The sequence below is a fragment of the Chloracidobacterium sp. genome (assembly GCA_025057975.1).
Lineage (GTDB): Bacteria > Acidobacteriota > Blastocatellia > Chloracidobacteriales > Chloracidobacteriaceae > Chloracidobacterium.
Genome location: JANWUV010000021.1, coordinates 24,543 through 35,395, shown reverse-complemented (window position 1 = coordinate 35,395; position 10,853 = coordinate 24,543). Strand labels below are relative to the sequence as shown.

Genomic DNA, 10,853 nt, shown 5'->3' with positions numbered 1-10,853 from the left:
GGAAATCCAAAAGCTGCTGGAAGCCAATACGCCCTTCCGCTACCGCGACGGCGAAGTGGTGGTGGAGCGGTAGTCGCCGCCAACCCCGGCGGCGTCGCCGTTGACGCGCCGCTTTGCGTCTGAAGCGCCGACGGCGATAATGCTCACGTCAAAACAGGGCCGGCAAACGACTCAGGAAAAAACAAGGCGGGTTTATGGAAAACACCATCCTCAACGGGCGATACCGGCTTGAGCGCCTGCTCGGCGCCGGCGGACTGGGCGAAGTGTACTTGGCGCAGGATCAGTTTGACCGGAGCAACCCTTCGCTCGTGCGACCGGTCGCCGTGAAGGTGCTGCGCGCCGGGGCGGATGAATACATGCAGCGCAAGTTCCACCAAGAAAAGGAAGCCCTGAGCCGGATTCGGCATCCGTACGTGGTGGGCGTGCTGGACGCCGGCGTGTTGGCGGACGGTCGCTCGTGGTTTGCGATGGAGTACGTTGAAGGGGTGTCGTTGCGGGACGGGATGGCGCAATACGGCCAAGCCGGGCGGGGGGTAGCCTTTGGGGTGGCCGGGCGCTGGGTGCGGCAGTTGGGACAGGCGTTGGCGGCGGCGCATGCGGTCGGGGTGACGCACCGCGACTTGAAGCCGGACAACGTGATGCTGGCGCGGGTGGCGGCGAGCGAGCACCAAATCAAGCTGATTGATTTCGGCATCGCCAAGGTGGAGCGGTCGGTGCTGGCCGATGCCACGGTGGGGTCGTGGCCGGGACGGTGTCGTACATTGCGCCGGAGCAGATTCTGGGGGCGGCGACGCCGGCGAGCGATGTCTATACGCTTGGGGTTATCGCGTATGAGTTGTTGACGGGACAACTACCGTTTCGCGTGAAGGCGGCGACGCTGATGGCGCAGTTGTGGGAGTTGAAGGAGCAGCAGGAGCGGGGGCGGTTTCCGCCGCCGAAGGCGCTCAACAATGACATTCCAGAGACGGTCAGCGCATTGGTGTGTCAGGCGCTGGCGTACGATCCGGCGCAGCGGCCGGCGTCGGCGGGATGGTTTGGAGAAGAGGTGGAACGGCTATTGATGGGGGGCAGTGCAGCGGCGGCAGTGGTTGGCGGCGCTGATCCGACGGCGGAGACCATGCCGACGCTGCGCACGCCGCCGTCCCAGCGGACGGGAGAACTGCACGAGCCGGGCGGAGCGCTGGAGCTGGAGTCGCGGTTTTACATTGTGCGTGAGGTGGATCGAGAACTGGTGCAGGTGATTCATCGCCGGGACAGCATCGTGCTCATCAAGGGCGGGCGACAGATGGGAAAAACGTCGTTGCTGGCGCGGGGTTTGCAGGAGGCGCGGCAGGGAACGGCGGGCGTGAAGGTGGCGCTGACCGATTTTCAGAAGTTAGGCGAGGCGGAGTTGGCGACGGTGGAGACGTTTTTCAAGGCGCTGGGCGGGTTGCTGGCGGATGCGCTGGAGTTGGACGCCGACCCGGAGACGGGCTGGCAGACGCGGCGTGGGGCGACCATCAACTTCGAGCGATTCGTTCGGCGGGAGATTCTGGCCAAACTGGACGGGTCGCTGGTGTGGGGCATGGATGAGGTGGATCGGCTGTTTGGGCGGGCGTATGGAAGCGAGGTGTTTGGGTTGTTCCGGTCGTGGCACAACGAGCGGGCGCTGGACCCGGGCTGCGTATGGCGGCGGCTGACGTTGCTGATGGCGTATGCGACGGAGGCGCATCTGCTGATTGCGGATATGAACCAGTCGCCGTTCAACGTTGGGCTGCGACTTGAGGTGAAGGATTTTAGTTTGGAGCAGACGGCGGAGTTGAACCGACGGTACGGCGAGCCGCTGACGGAGGGAGAGCTAAGGGCGTTTTACGAGTTGGTTGGGGGACATCCGTACTTGGCGCAGAAGGGGCTGTACGAGGTGGCGAAGCATCGGTACACGCCGGAGGGTTTGCTGGCGTGCGCCGACACGGACGACGGGCCGTACGGGGAGCATTTGCGGCGAGTGTGGCTGTCAGTGCAGCAGGAGGCGGCGTTGGAGGAGGGCGTGCGGCTGGTGCTGGAGCGGCGCAATAGCGGGCTGTCGGCGGATGTGTTTTTCCGACTGCGGAGCGGCGGGGTGGTCGTTGGCGAGACGCCGGAGCGAGCGCGGATGCGGTGTCGGTTGTACGAGCGATACTTGGGTCGCCAGCTGCGGGCCAGACGCGGGGTGTACGAGTAGCGCGCGTGGAATTGTCGTAGGTTTCACACTAGTGTTGCGCCCGTTTGACTGAGCGCGCGGCGGTCGTTTCATTGGCGGCGCACTGTAGCGCCCAAGTATCGCTACGCTTGCAGGGCAAGGTTTTTCAGGGACTTTTCTCACGCGGCTGGTCAAGCATTGGCGCAGTTTTCAGCACGGAATGTCGCGCCGTCAGAGAGCGGCAAAGCGCCGCCGCACGCCAAACCGTTGGCTCATGGCGTCTCTAAGCCTTGTACAAGGACTGCTTTAGGAAACCCTTGGGCCGATCTGCCAGAGCTTAATCAGGGCGTCGGCCCCACCGGACGCTAGACAATCTCCATCAGGGGCAAAAGCCAGCGCCTGCGCCGCCCCGTCGTGCGCTTCAACCGTGGCGACATTGGTCAAATCACTTGTTGTCCAGAGTTTGACAACGCCGTTCCAGTCAGCCGAAGCTAGCCAACCACCGCTGGGCGACAGCGCAATGGCGCGAATGGCCTCGTCGTGCGCCTCCACGATATGCGTTGGTTTCGCTTCCGTCTCTTGCCAGAGGCACAAACGCCCGTCCCGTCCACCCGACGCCAAGTAGTTGTCCGGTAGGTAAGCCAGCGAAGTCGGCGCATGACCCGGCAAGCGAAGCATGGCCCGCTCGGTTTTTGAAATTAGGTCCCACAGATGAATCGTGTCATCCGCGCCGCCCGACGCTAATGTGTGGCCGTCCGGGGAAAGCGCCAGCGCGTCAATCGTCTTGATATGGCCGACGAAAGACGCAATCTGGCGCTGGCGCAGAGCGTCCCAGATTTTCACCTCGATATCGCAAGCCGTAATAAGCCACCGCCCGCTGGAGGCAAACAACACTGCGCGTACGGCTGTGCGATGGCCAAGCGAGGCGATCTCGACAGCGTCCCACAACGTCCAAATGCGCGCCGTGCCATCCGCGCCACCGCTAGCCAGACGCAAGCCGTCCGGTGCAATGGCGACGGCGTTGACCGAGTATTCATGGCCGTTGAAAACGCTGACTTCACGATTGGTTGTGAGGTCCCAGAGGCGGATCGTGCCGTCGCCGCTGGCGGACGCCAGCCACTTGCCGCCGCCGTGATAGGCCAAACTCTTGACGACATGCTCATGCCCGCTGAGCGTGGCGGTCAGAGTCAAGCCGGTCGGCGCAGCCTGCGATAGGTCAAGCGTCGGAAATGTGGGCGAGACGTGGTCGAGATTGAGCGCAGCAACCCTTTCTTCAGCGTCACGCAGCGCCTGCTCCAGCTCGGCGTAGAGTTGGAGCGCCGTCCTCTGCCGTTGCTCACGCACTTTGGAAAGCGCCTTCAAAACCACACGCTCGATTTCTTCGGGAATGTCCGGTCGAAGACGCCGTAGCAGCGGCGGTGGTTCAACAGCATGTTGGATGATGACACCCGAAGGCGTCGGCGCGTCAAAGGGGACGTGCCCAACCAGGAGTTCATAAATCGTCACACCCAGCGAGTAAATGTCGGAAGTTCGGTCAAGTTCTTCGCCGCGGCATTGCTCCGGCGACATATAGTGCGGTGTCCCCATGACCAAGCCCGGTTCGGTCAGATTGGAAACCGTCCCGCCGGTGCGCTCCTTGAGCTTGGCAATGCCAAAATCCACCACTTTGATGACTTCCTCACCTAGTTCGTTCGGACCGAGCAGGATAATGTTGTCCGGCTTGAGATCACGGTGGATGACGCCCGCCTCATGCGCCGCGTGAACGGCTTGGCAGACCTGGCGCAGGATAGTTAGCACCCGCTGCGGCGACAGCGTGGTGTGACTTTCCAGTTCCTCGCGCAACGAACGCCCGGTCAGGAGTTCCATCGCTAGATAAGCCTGACCGGTCGGTAGTACGCCAAAGTCATACACGCTAATGACGTTGGGATGATTGAGCCGCGCCGCCGCACGGGCTTCTTGGCGGAAGCGCTCCAAGGTTTCGTTATTGGAGACAAAATCCGCTAAGACGATTTTCAGGGCGATCGTGCGGTCAAGTTCTAAATGCGTCGCCCGGTAAACCGAGCCCATCCCACCCTGACCAATCAACGCATCCAGACGGTACTTGCCGCTAATGATGCGCGTCCCGGGAAACGCTTCGACCAGATAGAGGCCGTCCTTCGTGCAGCGCAGTTCCGTGTCGTCATAGCACTGCTTGCAGATTGGGCAGTATCGCATGGCGTCATCTACGGACGGTGTAAAACTGTGGTCGGAGCGTCGGCAGACCGCCGGGCGGTCACCCGGAAAAACCGCCGAAGATATTGAGACATCAGCCCGGTCAGTTCAACAAGCTTCGTTCTAAAACCCATCAATCCGGCGACAGCGTATCGTCTTCAGCGCGATCAGTGGAAGCGTTGTCCGTTGTCGCCTCTTGGACAGCCGCTTCTTCATTAGCAGCCAGTTCGAGTTGGATAAAGCGCAATTTGACCGCCGCCACATTGAGCGCGTCGCAAGCGGCTTCAAATGTCGCTTGGTCGCCATGACCGTCCAGCACTGCACTGAGGTATCGCTCCGCTTCACGCAGGTGGGCATGCGCTTCAGTCGCCAGCCGCCGGTGCTCCGAGCTAAACGTCATCATCAAGCCGTTCCTCGGAAAGCTGTTCATAGAGCGCCGTTGGTGTGCGGACGGACTTTGTTTCTGGGAGATGCGCCACCCGCACCACGATGCGCCGCCGGCGCAGGTGTAGCGTCACCTCGTCGCCAACCCTAACCGTCCGCGCGCTTTTCGCCGGGAGGCCGTTGACAAGCACCGCGCCGGCGTCGCACAGAGCTTGCGCGAGAGTTCGACGTGGAACCAAGCGGCTAAGCTTGAGAAACACGTCCAGACGCATCCCGTTCTTGCACCGGACAGCCGTTTAGTGATGTCGCCAGACCGGCTTGCGCTTCTCACGAAAGGCGCGCAGCCCTTCCTGGACATCGGCGTAGTTCATCAACTGGTTGAGATACTGATCCTCAACGGCCGCCATCGCCGCTTCAATGTCATGAAAGTACGCCGTGTGCAGCGCCCGCCGCGCCGACTCCAACACGGGCGCGCTCCAGCCGTGCAAAACAGCGAGCACCTCTTCGGTTTTGGTTGGCAGCTGTTCTGGGGGGACAACGTAATCCACTAACCCTGCCCGCTGCGCCTCAGCGGCGTCCAAGACCTCTGACAGCAGCACCATGCGCATCGCGCGTCGCCACCCAACAATGCGCGGCAACAGGACGGCGGCGGTCGGCGGATAGAGACCCAGTCGAATCTCCGGCTGTCCGAAGGTCGCCGTCGTCACGGCGATGACCAAATCACAGTACGCCACAAGTTCACAGCCCATGCCGAACGCCTGACCGCGCACAATCCCGATCACGGGTTTACCCAGCGTCCGCAGGTTGCGGTAGATCGTGTGAAACTCCTGAAGCGTCTGATAGGCCGTGGTGGGTTGGTGGTCTTCAACCGAGATGCCGGTCGAAAAGGCCGTGCACTCCGGGGCGGCGGCGAGAACAATCGCTTGAAAGGCGTTGGCCGGTTGCCGTCCCAGTTCATCCAGTCGCTGGTTGATCTCACGCATCATAGCCAGCGTGAGAATGTTGAGCGGCGGCGAAGCCAACGTGAGAAAGGCGATGCGATGTTCGAGACTCAACTGTGCAAGGGCCATAACCAGTCACCGTGGCGTCAAGCGTTTCCGCGCGCCGGCCCAAGAGCCGCTCCGCCTGAACAATGGCGCGGGCGTGTTCGCCGTCACCGATTTTACCACCGGGATCGAACGCTTCGACGCGAAAGCGATGGAGTTTTCCGTCGTACCCAAGGTAGGTCGCCGTCGCCGTCACCACGACGCCGACGGGCGTCGGCGCCAAGTGGCGAACGTTGACCTCGACCCCGACTGAAAGTTCATCCGGCTGTTGGACGGCTTCCAACAGCCGACCACAGGCTAGTTCCATCAACGCAATCATTCGAATCGTAGCAAAGACATCAAGGTAGGCGTCGGCGTAGCGCGCATCTTTCCAGTGGGATGAAAGGCCATGCGCCGTATCGTCTTTCGTGACGACATAGGTCACGGTTTCCATCTGTCCGACACTGAGATTCATTGCCAATAGCTCCGGTCAAGGCTGCGATACTGAATGGCTTCCGCAACGTGATGCGCGGCGATGTCGGACGCGCCTTCAAGGTCGGCGATGGTGCGACTCACCTTGAGGATGCGGTCGTAGGCGCGCGCCGACAGCCCTAGTCGCGCCATGGCGGTTTCCAGCATGCGTGTCCCGGCGGCGTCCAGCCGGCAGTAGCGCCGAATCGCGCGGGGCGTCATGTGGGCGTTGCAAAACATCGCCGGTTTCGCGCCGCCGGCGTCGGCTTTGAAGCGTTCGAGTTGACGCTCACGGGCGCGGACAACCCGCGCGCGAATGGTTGCAGAATCTTCGCTTGGCGCGTCGCCGGCCAACTCCTGAAAACGGACGGCCGGCACGTCTACGTGGATGTCAATCCGGTCCAGCAGCGGGCCGGAAATCTTCGCCACGTAGCGCTGAATCTGCACCGGCGTACACTTGCATTCGCGCGTCGGATCGTTGAAGAAGCCACACGGGCAGGGGTTCATCGCCGCCGCCAGCATAAAACGGGCCGGAAACGTCAACGACATCGCGGCGCGCGAAATCGTCACCTTGCCGTCTTCCAGCGGCTGGCGCAACACTTCCAGCGCGTTGCGGTCGAACTCCGGCAGTTCATCCAGAAACAGAACGCCGTGATGGGCTAGGCTGACTTCACCGGGGCGGGGCGTCGCGCCGCCGCCGATCAGTCCGGCGTCGGAAACGGTGACATGCGGATTGCGAAAAGGGCGCTCGCACACCATGCCCTGCCCCTGCGTTAGTCCAGCGACGCTATGGATGCGTGTGACTTCAAGCGCTTCTTCAAAAGTCAGCGGCGGCAGGATGGTGGGAATCCGGCGGGCCAGCATGGTTTTGCCCGAACCGGGTGGGCCAATCATGAGAATGTTGTGCCCGCCGGCGCAGGCGACTTCAATCGCCCGTCGGACATGGAGTTGACCGCGAATGTCGCGGAAATCAAGGCCGCTGTCGGCGGCGACGCTAAGCAGTTTGCTTGTGTCAACGGTGAACGGCGGCGGGAGTGCGTCGCTTTCAAGCAAGCGAATAACGTCGGCCAGCGACGCCACCGGATACGTGGCGATCCCACTGACCACGGCGGCTTCGTGGGCATTGTCGTGCGGCACGATGATGCGCCGCTTACCGCTTTCGCGCGCCTTGAGCGCCATAGAGAGAACCCCCTTGACCGGACGCACCTGCCCATCAAGAGACAACTCCCCGACAAAGAGCGTATCGGCGACATAGCGCTCCCGTACGTCACCCATAGCCCCAAGGACGCCCACGGCAATCGGCAGGTCAAAGCCCGCCCCTTCCTTGCGCAGGTCAGCCGGCGCAAGGTTGACCGTGACGCGCTGGTTTGGAAACAGATAACCGCAGTTGGTGATGGCGGCGCGAATCCGTTCACGGCTTTCCCGTACGGCGGCGTCCGGTAGGCCCACCATCGTAATGATGGGTTGTTGGTCGCTGGTGTGCGGCGTCAGGTGAACTTCGACTTGGACCAGATGAGCGTCAATGCCGAAGACTGCCGCCCCAAAGGTTTTGAAGAGCGCCATGATGTAACGACCGCTGCACTGGGATGGTGAGAGTGAAGCTAGGGGTTTCGTCGGCGACACGCAAGCCGGAAGCTAAGAGAAGACTGAGCGGTTTTCCCGGACGGCGAGCGGTTGTTCTTGCCACGCCGACTTGGTTGAATCACGCCAACGCTGAGTCGGCCTCGGTGAGTGATGTTGCGTTCCCTACTCATAGACAGCCTGCGGCGCGCAACGGCCAGCGCGAAGTGGGCGCTGCTTTTGACTGCCGTCAATCTGACGCTGACGCTGGTAGCGCTGCTGCCGGTCGTGCTCTGGCTGAATACCGTCAACGGCGCGTCGCTCTTCGGCGAGCGGCTGCTCAGAGCTTCACTGGACATCGAGTGGTTGCTGGCGGCGCTGCGGATTGGAAAGAGCGCATTTCCGCTGCGGCTGCTTGTCACAACGGGGTTGGCCCTGCTGCTTGGCTGGCTCATCGCCGCGTTTCTGGCGGGCGGCGTCATCGCATCGTTCGTTCCACAGGAAACACCTCGCACTTTCCAAGCCGACTGCCGCCGGTACTTTCTCCCGCTGCTTGTTGCGGGGGCGGCGACCCTGTTGCTTCAGGCGGGTGCAGGTTTCCTGTTGGCGGTGGTCTGGGTGGCGCTGTACGGCGAGCTGACCCGTGACCAAACCACTCCGTTTCGCGCCGAACTCATGCAGTGGGTCGGGGCAGCGGCGTTTCTGCTGGTGATGTGGAGCATTCGGTTGATTGCAGACTACATCAAGCTAGCGCTGGTCGTTCACGGTCCGCGCCGCTCGCTACTGGGACAGTTGCGCGCCGGGTTTGGCGTTTTGGCGCGTCATCCAGTCGCTTCTGTCGGCTTCTACGTCTGGACGACTTGGCTGTGGCTGATCGCCGTCGGTGGTCTGGTCTGGCTGATTGGTCAGGTGTCGCCGCTCACGTGGGTTTCATCGGCGCTGTTGTTTCTACTTAGTCAAGCCGTGGTTTTTGTGCGGCACTGGGTCGGTTTGGTGTTCGTTGCGGGCGGCTGCCGCCTGTTAGAGGCTATGCCGTGAGGCGCTTGTCGCCGGACACCTGCCGCCGTTGGACATGGCCGGCGCTGTTCCTGCTGGTCATGGTGGTCTGTCTCGCTTGCCGTTCTGCGCCGCCGCGCCCGCCGGCCATCGGCGCAGCGCCCAGTGAACAGAAAGGTTTTTCTATGGAGCGGTATCTAGCTTTAGGCGATTCGTACACCATTGGCGAAAGCGTGACCGAGCCGGAGCGTTTTCCCGAACAACTCTGTGCAGCCCTGCGCCGCCGCGGGCGCACCGTTGACGCGCCCTACATCATCGCGCGCACAGGCTGGACGACCGATGAACTGGCCGCCGCCATTGCAGCCGACCCGCCGCAGGGGACATTCGATTTCGTAACCCTGCTCATCGGCGTCAACGACCAGTATCGGGGCAGATCGCCCGAAGAGTACCGCCCACTGTTCCGCGCACTGCTTAGGCAAGCCGTCGCCTTTGCGGGCGGCGACGCGCGGCGCGTCATTGTCGTTTCGATTCCCGACTGGTGCATGACGCCGTTCGCCGCCGGACAGGGGCGTGGGAACGAAGGCCCGCTCATTGACCGATTCAACGTCGTCAACCGCGAAGAAGCGGCGATGGTCGGCGCGCAGTATGTGGACGTAACCGAAATTTCGCGCCGCGCCGCGCGCGACCGCTCGCTGCTGGCCGCGGATGGACTGCATCCGTCGGGCAAGATGTACGCCCTATGGGTTGAAGCCATCCTGCCGGTCGTCCCGGCGCGGTAGCTTCCCGGCAGCGATTCGCCTATACATTGCCTGTAACATCGCCCGTCGGCGACGACCGCCCATGCTTCCCGGAGACCCTTTCGCCATGCGTACCATCCGTGACCTCGACCTTTACCACCGCCGTGTGTTCATTCGCGTGGATTTCAACGTACCTGTCAAAGATGGCCGCGTGACGGACGACACGCGCATTCGGGCCGCCCTGCCAACCATTCAACTGGCGCGCGAAAAAGGCGCGAAAATCATTCTGGCGTCCCACCTGGGGCGGCCTAAGGGCGCGCCGGAAGCGAAGTACAGCCTGCAGCCGGTCGTTGGCGTGCTTTCCGAACAGCTTGGCGTGGCCGTACGGTTTGCGCCGGATTGCGTCGGCCCGGATGTGGAAGCTATGGTTGCGGAACTTCAGCCGGGCGATGTCCTGTTGTTGGAGAATCTCCGCTTTCACGCGGAGGAAGAGAAGAACGACGAAGCGTTTGCGAGGCGGCTGGCGGCGCTGGCGGATGTCTATGTCAACGACGCTTTCGGGACGGCGCACCGGGCGCACGCTTCGACGGCCGGCATGGCGGCGTTCGTCGCCGAGCGGGGCGTCGGCCTGCTGATGGAGCGCGAGCTGGAATACCTTGGCAAGGCGCTGCACGCGCCGGAGCATCCGTACGTCGCCATCCTTGGCGGCGCGAAGGTTTCCGACAAAATTGAGGTCATTGACAAAATGCTTGAGGTCGCCGACGCCGTACTCATCGGCGGCGCGATGGCCTACACGTTCTTGAAGGCGCGCGGCGTGGAAGTGGGGCGCTCGCTGGTCGAGGATGACAAACTTGATGTGGCGCGCGCGCTGGAAGCCAAGGCGCAGGGGCGAAACGTCCGGCTGCTGCTGCCTGTTGATCACGTCGTTGGCGACTTAGCGCGGCCGGAACTGGAGCCGCAAACCGTGGCCGTCACGGCGACGCCGCCCGACTTGGCCGGCTACGACATCGGGCCGGAGACGATTGCGGCGTACCGTGCAGAGATCGCCAACGCGCGGATGATTGTCTGGAACGGCCCGATGGGGATTTTCGAGAACCCACGCTATGCCCCCGGGACGAACGCCATTGCCGCCGCCGTAGCCGAGGCAGAGGCCGTCAGCATCGTCGGCGGCGGCGACAGCGTCGCGGCCGTCAATGCGGCGGGTCTCGGCGACAAAATTACCCATGTTTCGACCGGCGGCGGCGCCAGTCTGGAGTTTTTGGCAGGATTCGAGCTACCCGGCGTCGCCGCGCTAAAGTCGTCCTGAAGCTG

General features: G+C 62.6%; 11 protein-coding genes. 5 read left to right on the top strand and 6 right to left on the bottom strand.

Going from position 1 to position 10,853, the window contains the following annotated elements; genetic code table 11:
• The first annotated feature begins 194 nt into the window (after nucleotides 1–194).
• Together NZ585_14505 and NZ585_14500 are read left to right on the top strand one after the other, a co-directional pair.
• The gene (locus NZ585_14505; protein MCS7081245.1) at nucleotides 195–842 is read left to right on the top strand and encodes a serine/threonine protein kinase; all 648 of its coding nucleotides are present in this window, start codon (nucleotides 195–197) and stop codon (nucleotides 840–842) included.
• A complete protein-coding gene (locus tag NZ585_14500; GenBank protein ID MCS7081244.1) occupies nucleotides 740–2,200 on the top strand; it encodes an AAA-like domain-containing protein in 1,461 nt (486 codons plus the stop codon). Before NZ585_14505 ends, NZ585_14500 begins: the two co-directional genes overlap by 103 nt.
• Nucleotides 2,201–2,464: 264 nt before the next feature.
• Here NZ585_14500 and NZ585_14495 read toward each other — a convergent pair whose 3' ends face one another.
• The 6 genes from NZ585_14495 to NZ585_14470 form a co-directional block, all read right to left on the bottom strand.
• Nucleotides 2,465–4,372 carry a serine/threonine protein kinase gene (locus tag NZ585_14495; protein MCS7081243.1) on the bottom strand — a complete coding sequence of 636 codons (1,908 nt, stop codon included), beginning with the start codon at nucleotides 4,370–4,372 and terminating at the stop codon, nucleotides 2,465–2,467.
• 130 nt (nucleotides 4,373–4,502) lie between these two features.
• Nucleotides 4,503–4,772 carry a hypothetical protein gene (locus NZ585_14490; GenBank protein MCS7081242.1) on the bottom strand — a complete coding sequence of 90 codons (270 nt, stop codon included), beginning with the start codon at nucleotides 4,770–4,772 and terminating at the stop codon, nucleotides 4,503–4,505.
• Nucleotides 4,759–5,025, bottom strand: a complete 267-nt coding sequence (locus NZ585_14485) for a S4 domain-containing protein (GenBank protein MCS7081241.1) — start codon at nucleotides 5,023–5,025, stop codon at nucleotides 4,759–4,761. Before NZ585_14485 ends, NZ585_14490 begins: the two co-directional genes overlap by 14 nt.
• 24 nt (nucleotides 5,026–5,049) lie before the next feature.
• The gene (locus NZ585_14480; protein MCS7081240.1) at nucleotides 5,050–5,823 is read right to left on the bottom strand and encodes an enoyl-CoA hydratase/isomerase family protein; all 774 of its coding nucleotides are present in this window, start codon (nucleotides 5,821–5,823) and stop codon (nucleotides 5,050–5,052) included.
• The gene (locus tag NZ585_14475) at nucleotides 5,729–6,253 is read right to left on the bottom strand and encodes a thioesterase (protein MCS7081239.1); all 525 of its coding nucleotides are present in this window, start codon (nucleotides 6,251–6,253) and stop codon (nucleotides 5,729–5,731) included. Before NZ585_14475 ends, NZ585_14480 begins: the two co-directional genes overlap by 95 nt.
• Nucleotides 6,250–7,812, bottom strand: a complete 1,563-nt coding sequence (locus NZ585_14470) for a YifB family Mg chelatase-like AAA ATPase (GenBank protein ID MCS7081238.1) — start codon at nucleotides 7,810–7,812, stop codon at nucleotides 6,250–6,252. The genes NZ585_14475 and NZ585_14470 overlap by 4 nt, the downstream gene beginning before the upstream one ends.
• 171 nt (nucleotides 7,813–7,983) lie before the next feature.
• On the opposite strand from NZ585_14470, the gene NZ585_14465 reads away from it, so the two are divergent.
• The 3 genes from NZ585_14465 to NZ585_14455 all read left to right on the top strand — a co-directional run bounded on the left by NZ585_14465 (nucleotide 7,984) and on the right by NZ585_14455 (nucleotide 10,848).
• Complete coding sequence (locus NZ585_14465) at nucleotides 7,984–8,847, top strand: hypothetical protein (GenBank protein MCS7081237.1); 864 nt, start codon at nucleotides 7,984–7,986, stop codon at nucleotides 8,845–8,847.
• A gap of 143 nt (nucleotides 8,848–8,990) precedes the next feature.
• Nucleotides 8,991–9,584 (top strand): SGNH/GDSL hydrolase family protein, encoded by a 594-nt coding sequence (locus NZ585_14460; protein MCS7081236.1) that lies wholly within the window; start codon nucleotides 8,991–8,993, stop codon nucleotides 9,582–9,584.
• An 85-nt stretch (nucleotides 9,585–9,669) separates the two neighbouring features.
• Nucleotides 9,670–10,848 carry a phosphoglycerate kinase gene (locus NZ585_14455; protein MCS7081235.1) on the top strand — a complete coding sequence of 393 codons (1,179 nt, stop codon included), beginning with the start codon at nucleotides 9,670–9,672 and terminating at the stop codon, nucleotides 10,846–10,848.
• The last annotated feature ends 5 nt before the right edge of the window (nucleotides 10,849–10,853 follow it).

Excerpts from the sequence above, each read along its gene's own strand:
- NZ585_14495 (MCS7081243.1), bottom strand. The coding sequence starts at position 4,372 with ATGCGATACTGCCCAATCTGCAAGCAGTGCTATGACGACACGGAACTG.
- NZ585_14485 (MCS7081241.1), bottom strand. The coding sequence starts at position 5,025 with ATGCGTCTGGACGTGTTTCTCAAGCTTAGCCGCTTGGTTCCACGTCGA.
- NZ585_14460 (MCS7081236.1), top strand. The coding sequence starts at position 8,991 with ATGGAGCGGTATCTAGCTTTAGGCGATTCGTACACCATTGGCGAAAGC.
- NZ585_14475 (MCS7081239.1), bottom strand. The coding sequence starts at position 6,253 with ATGAATCTCAGTGTCGGACAGATGGAAACCGTGACCTATGTCGTCACG.
- NZ585_14470 (MCS7081238.1), bottom strand. The coding sequence starts at position 7,812 with ATGGCGCTCTTCAAAACCTTTGGGGCGGCAGTCTTCGGCATTGACGCT.
- NZ585_14505 (MCS7081245.1), top strand. The coding sequence starts at position 195 with ATGGAAAACACCATCCTCAACGGGCGATACCGGCTTGAGCGCCTGCTC.
- NZ585_14490 (MCS7081242.1), bottom strand. The coding sequence starts at position 4,772 with ATGATGACGTTTAGCTCGGAGCACCGGCGGCTGGCGACTGAAGCGCAT.
- NZ585_14455 (MCS7081235.1), top strand. The coding sequence starts at position 9,670 with ATGCGTACCATCCGTGACCTCGACCTTTACCACCGCCGTGTGTTCATT.
- NZ585_14480 (MCS7081240.1), bottom strand. The coding sequence starts at position 5,823 with ATGGCCCTTGCACAGTTGAGTCTCGAACATCGCATCGCCTTTCTCACG.
- NZ585_14465 (MCS7081237.1), top strand. The coding sequence starts at position 7,984 with ATGTTGCGTTCCCTACTCATAGACAGCCTGCGGCGCGCAACGGCCAGC.